Below are 19,342 nucleotides of genomic sequence, written 5' to 3'. Positions count from 1 at the left end.
TTTTATTTATTGCAATGTTGGCGAGTAGTTGGTAGGGTAGTTACCAATGTCTACCAAGTTGCCCGAAGCCTCAAAGTTAGAGGAGTAAGTGGCATCAATAGCTTTCATAAATTCGTTGGCTATTAAAGCATTGCCTCTCGCAGTGGGGTGAATACCATCTAAAGAAAACGCGCCAAACACCAAACTGGAATTTAAAGTGAAACTATTACTGGAAATGCCTCCGTTTGCTAATTGGTTAAGCAAGGCATTGGCATCAACAAAGGCCAAACCTGCTTGTGTTGCTGTGGCTTTAATGGTGGCATTAAAAGCATCGATGGCTGTTTTGATTTCAGCTTGCTCGCTAGGAATCAATACCCATTTGTCGGCCAAAGGAACAGCAACACCATTAACGGTTAAAGAGTTTCCGGGAACGGCTTCCGTACCAATAAACGATGATGCGGTAAGCACCAATAAATCATCGGCCGTAGCTTGACGGATTTTTGGAAGCGCCGCAAAGGCAGGGTTAATAGCACCAAGATCGGTTAAGCTTTCATCTTCAATAACAACAGCGTTGCCCGCACCCGCTGAAAAATTAATCATTCTTAAATTGGCTTCTTCTTCGGTAAATAAACCGGTGCCTGCAAGAGCAGCTAGTGCCGCTTGGATACCACCGTTATATTCGGCGTAAGCTTGATTCACGGCGGTGGCCGTTGATGCATCTAGCGGAATGGGGTTGTGTGGGACGGTTGTAAAATGCGGGATATCGGTTACATAAGGTATGTTTGCCACAACACCTTGCGCGCCTTGCGAGATTAATGTGGTTACCAGCGCCCCGTAAGTTTGGCTGAATCCAACGCCTGGAGGACCATCTACGGGAGTGATGGGGTTTGAACCATCTCCACCAGAAGTTGCATAACCCAGTACATCGTTATTGCCAATCCAAAGGGTGAAGAAGGTTGGCGATTGGGCCATGGCATCTCCCAGAATAGTGGCATTGGGAGCCGAAGCCATTCTTACAAAATAAGGGTTTGCAGTGGCTGGTGTAGTTTGTAAGCCAGCAGGATTTCCGTAGCCATCAAATAACAAATGGAAACTTTTTGCGCCTGGCACGCCCATATTATTGAAAGGACCAGTTGGGTTTGAAGTGAGATCGGTGGTCACCGTTACTGGTCCAACTACACTTTCTAACGGAACGGGGCCGGCACCACCAAAAACCAGTCTCGGGTTAAAACCGGGTAATCTGTTACCGCCAAAGGCAATGCCACCAAAATTATCTTCCATTAGCGGTAATGAAAAATCACCTCCACCTGCTAAAGCAAATTTTTGTGACAGTATATTAGGAGTAGCGTTTTCTTGTGCAGCCTTAAAAAGGGCATTGTCTGTAAACCCTGCAGTTAAAGAGTTTCCTACGGCTACGTAAGTTGAGAAATCTGCCGATCCGGCGGTGAGTTCCGGAAGCGGTTCTTCCATAACGGTATTGCTGTCATCGTCCTCACAGGAATAAAAAGCAATAAATAAAGTAGAAAGGAATATATATTTTAACGTTTTCATGTTTTGCAATGTTTTAATTTTTACAGGTTGTTGATGGTCCAAGACAAGTAGTAAATCGATCCGATGTTTCCGGTACCGAAAGCCGTGGCGTATTCATTGTTCAACAAGTTTGAAGCACCAATTTTAAAAGAAGATTTGATGCTGGGCACTGTATAATTCAATTGGGCGTCAACTACGTGATAGGAGTCAATCTCGCCGTCCCCAAAAGACGATTGCCACAAGTAGTTATCGCTCCATCTCCAAGCTAGGTTAAATCCGAAGTTTTTAAATAGTTCTGTATTTCCAAAGGAAGCTTTTACCTTGTGTTCAGGTGTGTTGAAGCTGGGGCGGAAATTAGGGTTGGCCTTTTTATCGAAATCGAAATTAGCGTAGGTATAGTTAGCACCAAGATCGAAATTGCCAAATACTTTTGTGTTTACTGCAACGGCACCACCGTATGAGTTTACTTCAGTGCTTGAATTGGTGTAGGTTTGGTATCTTACAAAATCATCGTTTTGGAGGGCGGCAAGAATGAACTGAGTATCTTGGTTTAAACCCGCCACTGAAGCCGGGTTGGCAGGGTCGTAACCTGTTAAATCGAAGTTTGCAACATTACCGTAGTATGGAGCGGCCACGGTTTCGTTCGCTATAAAATCTTGATAAGTGTTATAATACGCACTTAAATCGATGGTAACATTTTTTAATTTTCCGCGGTAACCCACTTCGAAAGAGGTTACTTGCTCCGGTTTTACAGCTTGAGTTTCCAATATATTCACTTCCGTTGCTAGATGGGTTGTGTGTTGCCAAACCTGCTGCCACGGTCGAGGATAGAGAGTTATTGTAGGCCGCAGTACCCGATTGAGAAATGGAAGATGGTTGCCCCAAATTGTTTTGGGCAAATTGACTCACCTCATATGGCCGTACAAAACGGTCGCCATTATCATTGGCGCCACCAATCAATACGCCCAATCCGGTAACTAACCCGATGTACAAATCTTGGGTGTTTGGATTTCTAAAACCAGTTTGGACCGAAGCCCTAACGTTATGGTTTTCGTCTTCGCCTAAAGTATAGCCTGCCGATAAACGCGGCGAAAAGAATCCGTCGAACAGTTCCGATTTATCGTAGCGAATCGAGCCTGTTAACTTTAAGCGTTCCATAACTGTTTTTTGAATTTGGGTATAAACGCCAACTTCCGAATAGTTAATGGGACCTTGAGCGTCGGTATATATGGTTCCGAAGGAGTTTAACTTGTATCTTCTGTACGAACCGCCTACCTGTATTTCGGCCCAATCGATTAAGTGGCTGAAGTTATAGTTGGCATCCGAATGGTAAATTTTGGAATTATCCTGAAATTTTGAACCCGTTAAAAAGTTGGTGTCGCTTATAACGGCATCAAACGCATTTTGATATTCGGGAGTACCTGGAATAAAGCGTCCCGTTTCGGCGGTTTGGCGGGCAATGGCATGAGCCTCTTCGTTAGTGGCACCGCCCAAAGTCGATTGAATGTAAGCGCCTGTGTATTCACCAAACCAAACATCGTGGGGTTTCCATTTGGCTAATAAATTAGGGCCTGCTACGTCCAGTACATAAGAGTCTCCAGCTTTATCAGAAGTGATGTAGCCACGTAGGAAGAAATTATCATTTCTAACTTCCAATTTGTGCTGCTGCATGGAAAAGTTGTCAATCATATAACGTTGAGCACCTTGGTAAATGGTAGATCCTCGGCCAACTTTCCCCACATATTGAATTTCGAAATCGTTGGCCCATGGGCGGTAATAAAGTCCCCAATCAGCTTTTACACTTTCGGCTTTATAATCGGTCATATATTGTTCTTCGTACCCCGTTCTACTTACATCTACCGAGGGAACTAGGTTTTCGGATCCAGCTGGTGCTCTTCCCAGCTCGACCAACCTTAAAGCCACATCGTGTATGTTGATGGAAAAATCATCACCATAAACATTTACACCGTTGTAGTTTATGTTTGTCTCTCTGGTGCCTCCCGCTAAATTTTTATCGTCCAAATCATTGGCCATCCAATCGGTTCCTCTTAAATATCCAAAATTCACTTTAGCAGCAAACTTGTCACTGAATTTATATGCGGCACGCATGCCTACATCGGTGTACGGATTGGTGCCTGCTGCCTCTTGGGAGGTAACACCTCGCTTTATGGAAACGCTGATTCCCGGAAAATCGAAAGGGTTTTTACTTTGCATGAATAAAATACCGTTAAAGGCATTTGCCCCGTATATGCCGAAGCTGCACCCGGAAGCAGTTCTATGTTTTGTACGTCGGTGTCAATCATCCCCACTAAGTTTCCTAACGGAAAGTTCAGGGCTGGTGCCGAGTTATCCATACCATCAACCAATTGCATAAAACGGTTGTTCCCGAAGGCGGCAAAGCCGCGGGTGTTAATTGATTTAAAGGTTAGACTGTTGGTGTTGATGTCAACCCCTTTTAAATTTTCTAGCCCGCCATAAAAGTCTGGAGAAGCCGTAGTTTTTAATGCTTTTAGTCCGAATCTTTCAACCGTAACGGGCGATTCAAAAATACGTTCAGGTGTTCGTGAAGCCGAAATAACCACTTCATCTAGGGAGGTACCTTCTTTAAGGGTAAAGGTTAAGTTTTGATTGTTGGCAGTAACTTCTTTAGTATCTGTTTCAAAACCTACGCTACTGGCCTGTACTTTGAAGGGTGGGGCCTGGCTATAGGTTAAAGTAAAGTTGCCATCAAAATCGGTAACCGTTCCGGTGGTAGTTCCAACAACAATAACATTGGCACCGGGAATAGGCTGGCCGCTATCGTCTACCACAGAACCCGAAAAGGTTGTTTGTGAGTATAAAAAGCCGCCAAAAAGGAACAATAAAAAGGGGAGAATTGTTTTCATTTAGTGTAATTTAGGTTAAGGATTTTCGTATAAAAATAAAGATAATAATATTTTTGTGCTTTTAAAAATATAAAAAATTATGCATGCATAATATATTTTTAACAAAAATCAGCTATGATTTTTATTAATTTGATTAAATAGAAGTGCTTAAAATGAAAAAGGCGCAGTTTAATTAAACTGCGCCTTAGCTACTTTTTTGTATTTGGAAAATTATTCCACAGTTACCGATTTTGCTAAATTTCGGGGTTGGTCAACATTTTTACCCAGCATCACAGCAATATGGTATGATAGTAATTGTAACGGAATGGTTGTTAAAAGCGGAGAAAGTGATTCAAGACTTTCTGGCACTTCAATAACGTGGTCTGCCAATTGTCTTACCTGCACATCACCTTCGGTTACAATACCAATAATTTTACCTTTTCTGGATTTTATTTCCTGGATATTGCTTACTACTTTTTCGTAATGCCCTTTTTTGGTAGCGATTACAATAACGGGCATGTTTTCGTCAATTAAGGCGATGGGCCCGTGTTTCATTTCGGCTGCAGGGTAACCTTCAGCATGTATATACGAAATTTCTTTTAGTTTTAACGCGCCTTCCAAAGCTACAGGGAAATTAAATCCACGACCTAAATAAAGCATGTTTTTGGCATCTTTATAAATATTGGCTATGTTTTTTATTAAATCGTCCGACTTCAAAGCTTGTTCTACTTTTCCAGGAATCATTTCCAATTCCAATAAATGCTGACGGAAATCGGAACTGCTAATAGTACCTTTTGCTCTTGAAAGTCTTAAGGCGATTAAAGTTAACACTGTAATTTGGGTAGTGAATGCTTTGGTTGAAGCCACCCCAATTTCTGGTCCGGCGTGGGTGTATGCACCTGCATGCGACTCACGAGCGATAGATGATCCCACAACGTTACAAACGCCAAATACAAACGCCCCTTTAGATTTGGCCAATTTGATCGCAGCCAAGGTGTCGGCTGTTTCTCCCGATTGGGAAATGGCTATAAGCACATCGTTTTCGGTAATTACAGGGTTTCTATATCTAAATTCAGAAGCATATTCTACTTCAACCGGTATTCTGGCTAAATCTTCAAAAATATATTCGGCTACCAAACCGGCGTGCCAAGAGGTACCACAGGCCACTATAATAATACGATTGGCATTAAGGAATTTTTTCATGTTGTCCTCGATGCCTGCCATTTTAATAATAGCCTCATTTCGCAACAATCGTCCACGGTAAGTATCCTGAATAGCTTTGGGCTGTTCATGGATTTCTTTAAGCATAAAATGTTCGTAACCGCCTTTTTCAATTTGCTCTAAATTGATTTGTAGTTCTTGAACATAGGTGTCAACTAAAGAATCGTCCTTTATTTTTCTAACTTTTATGCCTTTATGGAAACGGATAACAGCCATTTCTTCGTCTTCCAAATACACCGCGTTTTTAGTGTATTCAATGAAAGGTGATGCGTCACTGGCGATGAAAAATTCATCTTCGTCTTTGCCAATACCAATAGCTAGTGGGCTACCGAGCTTGGCAACAACCACTTCTTCGGGTTTGTTTTTGTCGAATACCGCGATGGCATAAGCGCCAATCACTTGGTTTAAGGCGATTTGAACGGCTTTACCAAGTTTAACCCCTTCTGTTTTTTTTACGTATTCAATGAGATTGATTAAAACTTCGGTATCGGTATCTGATTTAAAGGTGTAGCCGCGAGACGTTAACTCTTGTTTTAGCGAATCGTAATTTTCAATAATACCGTTGTGGATAATCACCAACTCTCCAGAGTTTGAAACGTGGGGGTGTGAATTCACATCGTTAGGTACACCATGTGTAGCCCATCGTGTATGGCCAATGCCCACACAACCGTGGGTAGTTATTTCAGCTTCAGATTTTTTTTCTAAATCGGCAACTTTACCTTTGGTTTTTGAAACTTTTAAGTCTGTACCGTCAAAAAGTGCAATTCCAGCACTGTCGTATCCTCTGTATTCCAGTCTTTTAAGGCCCTCAATAATGATTGGGTAAGCGTCCCTTGTGCCTAAGTATCCTACAATTCCACACATAGTTTTTTTGTTTTAGTTTTGGGGTTAATAAATTCAAAACAAATATGTTAAATAAAAACTTATAACAGTTATTTATTATGTGAATTTGCCGTTTTATACGACAAAATTCACTTTTGCATTCCGAAGAAAGACTTTTGCACTAAAAGCTTAGATAAACGGTGGAGGTTATTTAGGCTCTGTGTAAAATATTTTCAACTTTAAACGCTTCTTTTCGGTAGCTGATTGGTTGCCGTGTAATACGGTGCCTCTTGGACTTATTATTGCTGCCGCTGGCACATTGCTAACCTCATCCGTCGGGTTTAAAATTTTAGCATTGTTGATGTAGTTGACGTTGTTAGACAACACCAAACCTATTTTTGTACTGGTTGAATCGCGTATCAAAATATTCTTTAAATGCTCGGTAAGTCTTATTTTGAATTTCCCGGTTATGGTATCTCTTTGGCTTAAACTTATAATTTTTGAATTGAATGCACTTGCTGAAGATTCTACAGGGTCAAGATTATAATCCACTGTGGGCAAACTGTTTTTAATATCGTAAGCGTAAAGGCGGTCGTATTTGTGGTATTCAGTGCCATAAGGCCCTGTTACCGCATTAATGGAGTCTTCATAAACTTCTAAAAAGGCATCGTTAACTAATTTTTTAAGCGGATAATTGCCGTTTACTTTTTCGGCATAATCACCATTTTCATCAAGCTCTCTATAAGTTCTTTTAAAGCAATCGAATGCCGTTCTCATGGTAATGGTGCCATCTTCATCTTCGCATTCAACCATTCCACTGAACAGATCAACAACAGCCATAGAGCCTTCAGTACCTTTAAGGTAAAGTGCGGATCGCCTTCGGTAGCATTGCCATCTTCCAAAGGTTGGTCAAAGTTATTAATAAACGTATTTAAAATATTACCCGAAAAATTAAGGGTGTAAGTAGATTGTAATCGTGAATCTGCCGCACCATAAGTATAATGTATGGTGATATTGGCATTGGCTAAATTGAGTAATACCATTTGCCCATCGTTATTAATGGCTTCTGCTTTTAGGTAAAGGCCTCTAAAATAGTTTTTAAAGTCGCCAGGATTATCTAAAACAACATCACCTTCTTTATCAAGAATGGTGTTTTTCCAGAATAATTTAGCTTCATCTGATTCCAATTTAACATGGAAGGCAGGCGCAGAGCGTGTCGTATCGGTAGCTGTGCCAATAAAATTGGGCTTTGCACTTGGTAAAAAGTTGTTTGTTTGGTAGATGGTATCGACAACATGCTCATCAAAATTGATGGTGTTACCTTGGGGTGTTAGTATAGAATTTTCTGTGCTGCTACTGGCATTAGAGTAGTAATTCTGGGTTGAAGTTGAACCACCACTGGGGTCATATTCCAATAGAAAATAATTGTTTTGGTAAATAGACAGTTTTATTTTGGCTTCGGTATTTCCAAAAACAGAATCCAATCGGTAAATAGAGTTGCCATCTGTATCGGCATCAACAACTGTACTATAATACGGAATATTTATAGCAACAGAATCTATCACCGGGGTTTCTCCAAAATTAGGGCTGTAACTCGACGGTGTTACCTGTGCAACAATGCTTGCCGTGGTTGTGCCGTAAGCAGGATCGTAAAAAAAACCGAGCAAGTTTGATGCCAGTCTGTTAATGCGTAGCCCTTCCAGTTTTTTATTATAAGCTGCAATGGGCAGGGAATCCACTTTTGTATTGAAATTTGAATTTCCTTCACCCAACACATCACTCTCTAAAGTGCTAAAATCTTTATCGCAAGCAATAAAAGAGGTCACGGCAAAAATGATGAAAAAGGAAAATTTAAGGGCTTTAACAGATTTTTTCATATAGGTAAGTAAATGAATTAACTAGCTTAAAACGGCTTCGTTGAAAAAGCTGGTGTAGGCATCGCCAAATTCATCTTTGCTTTTGTATTCTAGAATAGGTTTTTCGGAAGCTTTGATGTATTCTTCCAAGTCGTCTGGGATATTTTCAGACCCAACAATCAACGCATCCGAATAATCAACGGCAACTTTCATTAAATTGTTGTATGATGGTTCTTCCAAAGTTTTAATGGCGCCTTCATCAATATTATCGAACTTAATTTTGTTGGCCATATCTTTATTCAACGTATTGTCAAAGCTTTGATTGTACACCGAAGTAACAATTTTGCTTTCGTTGAACAAAGGTTCATCTTTATAATATTCTTTAAGGTACAGCGGAAGCAACGAAGCCAACCAGCCGTGAACGTGAATAATATCGGGCGACCAGTTTAATTTTTTAACCGTTTCAATAACGCCTTTTGCGAAGAAAATAGCACGCTCGTCGTTATCGGGGAACAAATTGCCTTCTTCGTCGGTCAAAGTGGCCTTACGCTTGAAATATTCGTCGTTATCAATAAAATATACCTGAATGCGTTCTTTCGGGATCGAAGCTACCTTGATAATAAGTGGCATATCCAAATCGTTTACCACTAAATTGATTCCTGATAACCTAATCACCTCATGCAATTGGTGTCTGCGCTCGTTGATGTTGCCGTAACGTGGCATAAAAATTCTTATTTGTCCACCCTGTTGGTTAACCATACGAGGGGCTTCAAATGACATGGATGAAATTTCGGTTTCTGGTAAATAGGGTACAACTTCAGATGATACATATAATATCCTCTTATCTTTCATATGCTTTGTTTTGTATACTTTAATATAGCCTCAATAAAAAAAGCCGTTAATCTGTTTTTCGGTTGAAATTTTAAGAGCAATGCTTCAAGAAAAGCAGTGCTACTCGTTGTATTTCAAAATAAAAAACACGCAAAAGTACAAAAATTTATGCAAATTGCCTGTAAAATCTTAAGTTTGCACGCGTTAATTTTTTATTAAACCGTGGAGATTTATTCAAAAAGACAACAAATAGCAGAGGCTATTGAAGGACTAAAAGCCAAAAAGCAATCTGTTGGTTTGGTACCCACTATGGGCGCTTTGCACGAAGGGCATTTACAATTGGTTAAAAAGGCCCTGAATGATAACGATACAGTGGTGGTAAGTATTTTTGTAAACCCCACGCAGTTTAATAACCCCACCGATTTGGAGAAATATCCGCGAACCCTTGACAACGATGTAATGTTGTTGAAAGGTTTGAGTGATACCCGGATTTTGGTTTATGCGCCAACGGTTCAAGACATGTATGGCGATAACCCCGTTTCTGAACAGTTTGATTTTGATGGATTGGAATATGAAATGGAAGGGAAATTCCGCCAAGGGCATTTTGATGGTGTGGGTACTATTGTTAAACGTTTTTTTGAAATAGTAAAACCGCACAAGCCTATTTTGGTGAAAAGGATTTTCAGCAGCTTCAAATTATAAAAAAGCTGGTTGAAAAGCATGATATCCCTGTAAATATTGTGGGGTGTAAAATACAGCGCGAATCAGACGGATTGGCTATGAGCTCGCGCAATACACGACTAAAACCTGAGTATAGAAAAGTAGCATCTTTTATTTACGATACCATAAAAACTGCCAAAATGCACTTTGGCACAAAAAGTGCAAGAGAAATAACGGAATGGGTTGAAAATCAGTTTTCTGAACACGATTTATTGAAATTGGAATATTTCATTATTTCGGAAGTAGAAACCTTAAAACCGGTTAAACGAAAGATGGACAATAAAGACTATAGAGCATTTATTGCCGTATATGCTGACGATATTCGATTAATTGACAATATCGCATTAAATTAATTATCTTTGCCGCATGCAAATTCACGTAGTAAAATCTAAGATTCACAGAGTTAAGTGTACTGGCGCCGAGCTCAATTACATAGGAAGTATAACCATTGACGAAGACTTGATGGATGCCGCCAATATTATACAGGGCGAAAAAGTTCAGATTGTAAATAACGATAACGGCGAACGCTTGGAAACGTATTGTATTCCCGGCCCAAGAAATAGTGGTGAGATTACCTTAAATGGTGCTGCTTGCCGAAAGGTTTCGGTGGGCGATACCCTAATTTTAATCACTTATGCCGTAATGGATATCGAGGAGGCTAAAACATTTAAGCCTTCGCTGGTGTTTCCAGATGAAGCCACTAATTTATTAAAGTAAGCTTTTGGCTGCCAAAATAAAAAGATCATTAAAAATTTTACTCCCACTTTTGCTGGGAGTTTTTTTGGTCTGGTATTCACTGTCAAAAGTATCGTTAAGCGAGCTTTTAGTGTATGCCAAAAATGCCGATTACACTTATATTATTTTGGGCATGTTTTTGGGGTTTTTAAGCCATTTGTCTAGGGCTTACCGCTGGCGTTTTCAGTTAGAGCCTATGGGCTATAACATTAAGTTTGGTAATAGTGTTATGGCTGTTTTTGCTACTTATTTAATAAATTATACGATTCCCCGAGCGGGTGAAGTGGCTCGGGCATCCATCATTACAAATTATGAAGGCGTACCGTTCGAAAAAGGTTTCGGAACCATTGTGGCCGAGCGTATTGCCGATATGCTGGTGATGCTGGCCATTATGGCCATAACCTTGTTTTTACAGTTCGATTTTATTTATAGCTTTTTGGTAGAGCGATTCAATCCGGTAAAAATAGCCGTAGCCATGGGCGTTGGGGTTTTGCTCATGCTGTTCTTTTTTAAACTTCTGAAAAAAAGCAAGTCGAAACTGGCCGAAAAAATCAAAAACTTTGTAAACGGGTTGATTGAGGGGGCTTTGAGTATTTTCAAAATGAAAAAGAAATGGCCTTTTATTTTCCATACGTTATTTATTTGGGGCATGTATGTGCTCATGTTTTATGTTACTTCTTTTGCTATGGAAGAGTTGCACGGCATCAGTTTTGGGGCTATTTTAATCGGTTTTATTTCAGCCAGTTTTAGTATAGCTGCGACCAATGGTGGAATTGGCTCGTACCCCTTGGCCATTTATGCGGCGTTTTCGCTGTTTTCAATTCCTGAGCAACCCAGCATTGCTTTCGGTTGGATTATGTGGGCCTCACAAACCCTGATGATTATTATTTTCGGGGGGCTGTCACTGCTGTATTTGCCCATTTTTAACCGAAAAAAGCAAGTTGATAGCTAGGCTTTATTTTATTACCTTGCCTCGATAAAACTCAAATCTGTTCAAAAAAATGAAAAAATCGGTCATTTTTATATTGTTGCTGTGCGCTTCTTTTAGCATCAATGCCCAAGTGAAATACGAAACGTTTCAGTCTTCAAAATTAGGAGAAGAACGCCAAATAAAAATACAATTGCCGCGTGGCTATAATTCCAACGATGATAAAGCCTATCCCATATTTGTAGTGCTGGATGGCGATTATATGTTTGAAGCCGTGGCTGGAAACGTTGATTATTTTTCGTATTGGGAAGACATGCCCGAAGCCATTGTGGTTGGTGTAAATCAATACGGCAAGCGCTTCGACGATACTTTGTATTCCGAACAAAATTCGTTGCCCATTGAAACCGGTGCTTTTTTTTTTTTTGAATTTATTGGCATGGAATTGATGCCGTATCTGGAAAAGAATTTTAGGGTGGGCAATTTTAAAATCGCTGTAGGGCATGGGGAAACGGCCAATTTCATCAATTATTATTTGTTGAAGCCCAATGCGCTGTTTCAGGCTTATGTGGTGGTGAGTCCGCAATTGGCACCCAATATGCTGGATTATATCCCCGATGTGTTGGGCAAAACGCCAACAAAAACTTTTTATTATTTGGCGAATACCAAAAATAATTCCGAATCCATTCTACAAATGACGCAGGCTTTGGATTCCGATATTTCAGCTTTGGAAAATGAAAATTTGGTGTACCGTTTCGACAGTTTTGAAAATCCATCGCACTATTCGGTGCCAACGCATGCTATACCTAGCGCCATTGAAGGCATCTTTAAAGTGTTTCAACCCATTTCCAAAAAGGAATACAAAGAAGTGATTTTAGAGTTGGAAGATTCCCCCGTGCTTTATCTTCAGAACAAATACCAAACGATTAAAGAATTGTTCGGAATTGAAAAGCCTATTTTAATCAACGATTTTAAGGCTGTCGCTGCGGCTATTGAAAAAAACGAGCGTTTCGAGTATTATGAAGAATTGGGTAAAATGGCCAGAAAAGCGTACCCAGAAACCTTGTTGGGCGGTTATTATTTAGGTCGTTTTTACGAAGAAGGTGGCGAGCCCAAAAAGGCGATGCGCACCTATCAATCGGCTTACACTTTAGAAGAAATAGGCGGAATTACCAAAGATGAGGTGTTGGAGCGCGCCGATTTAATAAAACAAGATTTCGGCTTTTAAAATATCTGTATTCAATTTCAATAAAAACTATGGCCAAGGTAAAAACGACTTTCTTTTGTCAAAACTGCGGTACGCAATATTCTAAATGGCAGGGGCAATGCAATGCCTGTAAAGAGTGGAATACCATTGTGGAAGAACTGGTTGAAAAACCGAGTCAATCGGATTGGAAGTCGCCAACATCAAGCGTAAAACGAAAAGCCGTTCCGTTAAAAATTAATGAAATTGATGTGTCGAGCGAACCCAGGCTAAATACGTTCGATGCCGAATTTAACCGTGTGCTTGGTGGTGGTATTGTGCCCGGTTCCTTAACGCTTTTGGGCGGTGAACCCGGAATTGGTAAAAGTACACTGCTGCTTCAGGTGTCGTTAAAACTACCTTATAAAACCCTTTATGTTTCGGGCGAGGAAAGCCAAAAGCAAATTAAAATGCGTGCCGAACGCATCAACCCAGATAACAACAATTGTTACATTTTAACCGAAACGAAAACACAAAACATATTCAAGCAAATTGAAGCTTTAGAGCCCGAAATTGTTATTGTTGATTCCATTCAAACACTTCATAGCGATTATATCGAATCGTCTTCAGGAAGCATCTCTCAAATTAAGGAATGCACCACCGAGTTGATAAAATTTGCCAAAGAAACCGCTACGCCTGTGTTGTTAATTGGGCATATTACCAAAGATGGCCATATTGCCGGACCTAAAATTTTAGAGCACATGGTCGATACCGTTTTGCAATTCGAAGGGGACCGTAATCATGTGTTCCGAATTTTAAGAGCCCATAAAAACCGATTTGGATCTACCAACGAATTGGGCATTTACGAAATGCAGGGTTCGGGCTTGCGTGAGGTAAGTAATCCTTCAGAAATATTGATTTCAAAAAAAGAAGAAGAACTTTCGGGTAATGCCATTGCTGCGACTTTAGAAGGCATGCGTCCACTCATGATTGAGGTGCAGGCTTTGGTTAGTACTGCCGTTTACGGAACGCCACAGCGTAGTGCTACGGGATTTAACGCCAAACGATTGAATATGCTTTTGGCCGTTTTGGAAAAGCGTGCCGGGTTCCGATTGGGGGCCAAGGACGTATTTTTAAACATTACCGGAGGAATTACGGTTGATGATCCCGCTATCGATTTGGCGGTGGTGGCCTCTATACTTTCCTCAAATGAGGATGTATCTCTTCCAAGCGACTTTTGTTTTGCGGCCGAAGTAGGGCTATCGGGAGAAATTCGTCCTGTTCAACGTGTAGAACAGCGCATTTTAGAAGCCCAAAAACTGGGGTTCTCAACCATTTTCGTGTCCAAATACAATAAAATTTCTCTTAAAAATACCAACATAAAAATCCAATTAATTTCAAAAATTGAAGACTTGGTAGACTTTATTGTTTAATTAAGTTTGGGTTAAAGTATTGTTTATCAGTGTTTTAAATGTTGGTTTTTAGATTGTTTTATGTTGATTATTTTGCATTTCAACGAATTAATTAAACACTTTATCGAAAAAAAGTTGTATTTTTTCTAGATTATTCACGCTTTTATTGGTAATATTGTATCGATTATTGCATTGAAAACTAAAATATTGGTTTAATGTGGCGATTGCTTTCCCTCGAGTTGTCCCAAATTAATTAATTTTTTTTGCGCCCCAACGCAAACTAACTTAATACTTAACCTATGAGGATTCTTCGTGACCACTTACGCTATATTGTATTTGCGTTTATTGCTATTTGTTTTTCAGCAAAACAAGTGTCTGCTCAGTATTGTGAGCCTTCTAATATTGGTGGTTATAACAATTTCTATATTTCGAATGTTAGCCTAGGAAGTATTAATAATTCCAGTTCGGGTTCAACAGGGGGGTATACGTATTATTCTGAAATCGCGGCTGCCGATATTGCCGTAGGTGAAACGATTGAAGGCACGGTAACCGTAACGCTAGATGGTTGGAATAAAAATAAGCATACTTTGATTGTTTGGATGAATTTCAATAATTCTGACGATGATTTTGAAGATAGTGGTGAGCAATTCACATTTACTTTTCAAGATAAATCAAAACCTAGTGGCTTAAAAACTATTGAAGTTCCTATTTCAATAGCGGTGCCCAGTACAGCAAAATCTGGTAGCTCGGTGATGCGAATTGCTTTTAGGGAGAAGCAAAGTAGTAATTTTACATCTTGTGATTTTAATTATAAGGCTGGAGAGGTTGAAGATTATAATATTAATTTCACTTCTGATGCAGCAGAAGAAGAGGTTGTTGAAGACCCCGAGTACCCAGAGCCAAACAATATAGGCGATTGGAACCATTACTATATTTCTAAGGTGTCTATTGGCGACATGAATAAAAAAACCTCCGGAAAAACGGGGCAGTATAAAGATTACTCTCTATCAAAAGAGACAGAGATTGAAGCAGGTGAAACTTTAGAAGGGGTTGTTCAAGTAACTTTAGACGATTGGAATACTGCAACCAATGCAGTGGTGGTATGGTTAAATTTCAACGAAGAAAGCGATGATGATTTTGAGGATAAAGGCGAGCGATTTATTTTTCAATTTAACGCTTCCAGCGACGACGTTGATGACGATGACGATGATGATGATGACGATGACGATGGTGACGAAGACGACAAGAAAAAGAAAAAGAAAATAGACGTTCCAATAAGTATTCCAATTCCAGAAAATGTAGTGGCTGGAAATTCCATAATTCGAATTGGAGTTAGAGAAGGTACGGGTACTAATTTTTCTTCAAGCAATTTTAACTACAAGGCAGGAGAGGTTGAAGATTACAAGTTGGTTTATAAAACAAGTTCAAGTGCTCAGTCTGGGGGTGGTTCATCTTCAGGAGGTTCTGCATCAACCTTAGATTCCGATGGTGATGGTATTGTTGATACCATTGATGTAGATGACGATAACGATGGCATTTTAGATGCTGTAGAATGTGGTATTGCCTACTGCGCCGAGAGTATCATTAATGAAAGTTTTGAAGAAATAGTAATTGGAAGTTCTACCTATCGTATTACGCATGAAGATAATATTCCGGGTTGGAAAACTACAGCGCCCGATAATCAAATAGAACTTTGGAGCGATGGGTTTTATGGCGTTCCAGCGGTTGATGGCAACCAGTTTGCAGAACTCAATGCCAACCAAACCGCAGCGCTTTATCAAGAGTTGTGTGTTTCTGGAGGGGCAAAGGTACAGTGGTCTGTTAAACACAGAGGAAGAAGCGGTACCGATGTGGCGGTCGTAAAAATTGGTGCAGATTTGGCATCGGCAACCACTGTAGAAACCATGTCTGACGGAACCAGTGCTTGGGGAAGCTATTCGGGCGTTTACGATGTTCCCGAGGGGCAAGATACCACCTTCTTCATATTCGAGGCGATTAGCACCGCTTCGGGTTCAAATTCAGTTGGAAATTTTATTGATGATGTAGAAATCATCATTTTAGAAGAGGCTTCCTGCGCCGATGCCGACGGCGAGGGGTCTGAAAATAAAGTAGATATTGATAGTGATAACGATGGTATTCCAGATAATGTTGAGGCCCAGTTAACTCGAGGCTACATACCGCCAAGCGGAACAGTAAATACCTCGGGAGATTATCCTGGTTTATGGGACAATTATGGCACAGGTTTAACTCCTGTTGATACCGATGGTGATGGCACTCCGGATTATTTAGACAGCGATTCCGATAACGACGGTACCCCAGATATTCAAGAAAATGGTATGGCCAATACATCAACCGCGGCCGATGCAGATAATGATGGGTTAAACAATGCTTTTGAAACCAACGGGGTAAACGATGCCGTTTGGGATGTGAATGAAGATATTGAAGATCCGACAGATTTATCCATTTTACCAGATGGCGATGGCGATTTATTGCTCGGTGGAGATTTGGATTACAGAGATGTGTTCGAGGTTAACCCACCATCATTAGCGCTCATCGATTTTGACGGTGTAGACGATTACTTGTCGAGAGACGCCTTTATTAATGGTTTGGGTAACCTTACCCTAATGGCTTGGATAAAATCAGATACAGGAAATTCAACCGATATGGTTGTGGCCGGTGAAGATACAGGCAGTAAATTATGGCTTAAAAATGGCAAGAAACCCAATTTCACCATAAAAGTAGCTGGTGCTTCAGAAGAAACCGTTGGTTGCTCCTGCAGTATCAATCTCGGCAAATGGCATCATTTAGCGGCTAGTTATAACGGTACCACAGGAGAGGTAGTGCTTTATGTAGACGGTGAAGTAGTCGATTCGGCTAATATTGGGGTTGGAAAAATCATTGAGAATACCGGAAATTCCAACGGTAATTTTGAGGTAGGCAGATTGTCAAGCAATGTGGCCGACAAAAAATACTTTAAAGGCGATATTGATGAAGTAAGGGTTTTTAATGTGGCTTTAACCCAAAGTCAATTACAAAAAATGATTTACCAAGAAATTGAAAACAATTCAGGATATGTTAAAGGAACTATTGTACCCAAAAATATTGATGACGATTCCTCTGGAAATACCGTCTCTTGGAGCAATTTGATAGCCTATTACCCTATGACGGATATTCTTTCAGGAATAACCTTAGATTATTCAGATTTCGGAAACACCTTGCTTTTAAATAATATTACAACTGTACAAGAGCAAACAGCTCCCATGCCGTATGTAACTAAACAAGAAGGGAATTTATTGGATGCTAGTACCTGGGAGCATGGCGAGGTTTGGAACACCTATTTTCAAACTAGTGGAGGTGTGAATAACGACGATGATGATGATGATGATGATGATGATGATGATGATGATGATGATGATGATGGCGATGGTAGCAATAATGGCGCTGTGTCGTCACAGTCTACTATCATTCAAATTAAGCACGATATTTCAATAAACGAAAATTTAGAAAACTTAGCGCTAATAATAGATTCGGGTAAAACGGTTACTGTTGGAACTGATGGAGAAGACTATTTGGTGAAGAATACCTGGTGCTTAGAGTTAAACGGTACTTTAGATTTAATGGGCGATTCGCAGCTTGTGCAATCGGTAAATAGCGATTTGGTAACTTCTGCCCAAGGGAAAATACTTCGAAGACAAGAAGGTGTGTCAAGCCCTTATTGGTACAACTATTGGGGGTCGCCAGTAGGCCAAAAGGGAGCAACTCCGCTCACTGATAATAATGCAGCAACCAATAACGCTAATAACACAACGTTTAAACTTAACTTATTAAAGGATGAGTCTGGGTTTAATGTGCCGTTTACTTCAAGCTACTCTGGCAATGGGAGTATTAGCACTACCTGGTTGTACACATTTATAAACGGACTTACATATTGGGATTGGGCACATATTTCGCCCAACAAAGCCATTAATCCGGGGGTAGGCTATACCCAAAAAGGAACAGGGGCTGCGGGTACCGAGCAGCAGTATATTTTTGAAGGTAAGCCCAATAACGGCACCATTCTAATCGATGTAACCGATAAAGGTGGTCCAGGTTCCGTGCCTAACAAGACTAAAACCGAGTATTTATTGGCCAACCCTTATGCCTCGGCTATCGATATTCATAAATTTATCGACGACAATGCTGGGGTTATAGACGGAACGCTTCAGCTATGGCAACAGTGGGCGGGTAATTCGCATAACTTAAACGAGTACCACGGGGGCTATGCCCAAGTGAATAAACTGGGAGCGTGCCGTGCATATCAATTCGTTGGATTTTATGGTGCCCACAATGGTTCTCAAGATGGAACGGTAGTACCTACACGCTACCTGCCCGTGGGGCAAGGTTTTATGGCTGAGATTATTGCCGATGGGCAAGTAGAATTCAACAACAGTCAGCGTGTATTTATAAAAGAATCTGACGCCAACGGCAGTTACGAACAGGGTTCTACGTTCTCAAAATCAACCAAAGCCAGTAAATCCTCAAAAGAGAAAGTGGCTAAAAGCGCCATGCAAAAAATACGCTTGGAATTCAATTCAGTAGTTGGTCCTAAAACTAGAAGGGAGCTTTTGCTTGGGTTTAGCAATTACACCAAAGACGATTTTGATTATGGTTACGACGCCAAGTGTACAGAATCAAACAACAACGACCTTAATTTAGCTCTTGAAGGAAAAGGTATGATCATGCAGGCTTATAGTCCAATTACGGACGAAAAAGTCATTCCGCTTAATTTTAAATCGTCTGGTAAAAACACCTTTGAAATCAAAATTTCTGAAAAAATAAATATCCCAGAAAATCAAGCTATTTACATAAAAGATAATTTAACCGGTGAATATTTCGACCTTTCGCAAGATGGAACTTATCAGTTTAGCTCAGAACCAGGAGTTTTTAATAGTCGATTTGAAATTGTTTTCCAAGATGAACAACAATCCTTAAGTACAGAAGTGGCTATGACGCCAGAGAGTTTTATTTATTATCAAAACAGCAGTAAAACCTTTTATGCTAAAAAATTGAACAGTAAGGTTAAGCATTTTGCTCTGGTAAATATGCGCGGGCAAAATGTGTTGGAAATGAGTAATGTAAGCACGGCGCAGCTAGATCAAGGTATTCGTTTTAACAATATGGCCACTGGAGCTTATGTCGTGTGTTTAAGAACGGAGAACAATGAAGTGCTTACTAAAAAGATTGTAATCAATTAACGAAAGAAAATAACCTTTCATCTAAAAAAA

13 protein-coding genes and 1 pseudogene are annotated in these 19,342 nt (G+C 40.1%); 6 read left to right on the top strand and 8 right to left on the bottom strand.

All coding sequences use genetic code 11. The features are described from left to right. Window positions 1–6: 6 nt before the first annotated feature. The 8 genes from ABI125_16260 to ABI125_16225 form a co-directional block, all read right to left on the bottom strand. Window positions 7–1,530 carry a G-D-S-L family lipolytic protein gene (locus ABI125_16260; protein XCF06258.1) on the bottom strand — a complete coding sequence of 508 codons (1,524 nt, stop codon included), beginning with the start codon at window positions 1,528–1,530 and terminating at the stop codon, window positions 7–9. Between the two features lie 20 nt (window positions 1,531–1,550). Next, window positions 1,551–2,276: a TonB-dependent receptor gene (locus tag ABI125_16255; protein XCF06257.1), complete on the bottom strand. Its 726-nt coding sequence runs from the start codon at window positions 2,274–2,276 to the stop codon at window positions 1,551–1,553. Further along, window positions 2,176–3,723: a TonB-dependent receptor gene (locus tag ABI125_16250; protein XCF06256.1), complete on the bottom strand. Its 1,548-nt coding sequence runs from the start codon at window positions 3,721–3,723 to the stop codon at window positions 2,176–2,178. Before ABI125_16250 ends, ABI125_16255 begins: the two co-directional genes overlap by 101 nt. Further along, entirely contained in the window at window positions 3,675–4,394 is a 720-nt protein-coding gene (locus tag ABI125_16245) for a carboxypeptidase-like regulatory domain-containing protein (GenBank protein XCF06255.1), read from the bottom strand. The genes ABI125_16250 and ABI125_16245 overlap by 49 nt, the downstream gene beginning before the upstream one ends. A 210-nt stretch (window positions 4,395–4,604) precedes the next feature. Continuing rightward, complete coding sequence (gene glmS / locus ABI125_16240; protein XCF06254.1) at window positions 4,605–6,458, bottom strand: glutamine--fructose-6-phosphate transaminase (isomerizing); 1,854 nt, start codon at window positions 6,456–6,458, stop codon at window positions 4,605–4,607. Window positions 6,459–6,623: 165 nt separating this feature from the next. After that, window positions 6,624–7,256 carry a DUF4270 family protein gene (locus ABI125_16235; GenBank protein ID XCF06253.1) on the bottom strand — a complete coding sequence of 211 codons (633 nt, stop codon included), beginning with the start codon at window positions 7,254–7,256 and terminating at the stop codon, window positions 6,624–6,626. Beyond that, complete coding sequence (locus ABI125_16230; protein ID XCF06252.1) at window positions 7,190–8,293, bottom strand: DUF4270 family protein; 1,104 nt, start codon at window positions 8,291–8,293, stop codon at window positions 7,190–7,192. Before ABI125_16230 ends, ABI125_16235 begins: the two co-directional genes overlap by 67 nt. Before the next feature lie 21 nt (window positions 8,294–8,314). Continuing rightward, window positions 8,315–9,124: a glycogen/starch synthase gene (locus ABI125_16225; GenBank protein XCF06251.1), complete on the bottom strand. Its 810-nt coding sequence runs from the start codon at window positions 9,122–9,124 to the stop codon at window positions 8,315–8,317. A gap of 201 nt (window positions 9,125–9,325) precedes the next feature. Between ABI125_16225 and panC the strand changes: the two are divergent. The 6 genes and pseudogenes from panC to ABI125_16195 all read left to right on the top strand — a co-directional run bounded on the left by panC (window position 9,326) and on the right by ABI125_16195 (window position 19,312). Further along, window positions 9,326–10,176, top strand: a pseudogene (gene panC, locus ABI125_16220) (pantoate--beta-alanine ligase). A gap of 13 nt (window positions 10,177–10,189) precedes the next feature. After that, window positions 10,190–10,540 carry an aspartate 1-decarboxylase gene (gene panD, locus ABI125_16215; protein ID XCF06250.1) on the top strand — a complete coding sequence of 117 codons (351 nt, stop codon included), beginning with the start codon at window positions 10,190–10,192 and terminating at the stop codon, window positions 10,538–10,540. A gap of 52 nt (window positions 10,541–10,592) precedes the next feature. Next, window positions 10,593–11,510: a lysylphosphatidylglycerol synthase transmembrane domain-containing protein gene (locus ABI125_16210; GenBank protein XCF07920.1), complete on the top strand. Its 918-nt coding sequence runs from the start codon at window positions 10,593–10,595 to the stop codon at window positions 11,508–11,510. A 49-nt stretch (window positions 11,511–11,559) separates the two neighbouring features. Further along, window positions 11,560–12,711, top strand: a complete 1,152-nt coding sequence (locus ABI125_16205) for an alpha/beta hydrolase-fold protein (GenBank protein XCF06249.1) — start codon at window positions 11,560–11,562, stop codon at window positions 12,709–12,711. Window positions 12,712–12,740: 29 nt separating this feature from the next. Next, a complete protein-coding gene (gene radA, locus ABI125_16200) occupies window positions 12,741–14,099 on the top strand; it encodes a DNA repair protein RadA (protein XCF06248.1) in 1,359 nt (452 codons plus the stop codon). Between the two features lie 278 nt (window positions 14,100–14,377). Continuing rightward, on the top strand, window positions 14,378–19,312 hold the full coding sequence (locus ABI125_16195; protein XCF06247.1) for a LamG-like jellyroll fold domain-containing protein: 4,935 nt from the start codon (window positions 14,378–14,380) through the stop codon (window positions 19,310–19,312). The last annotated feature ends 30 nt before the right edge of the window (window positions 19,313–19,342 follow it).

This window comes from Tamlana crocina, assembly GCA_040429635.1.
Classification (GTDB): domain Bacteria; phylum Bacteroidota; class Bacteroidia; order Flavobacteriales; family Flavobacteriaceae; genus Flavisericum; species Flavisericum crocinum.
Note: the sequence above shows the minus strand (reverse complement) of the source record. Positions and strands in the feature narration are given on the sequence as shown.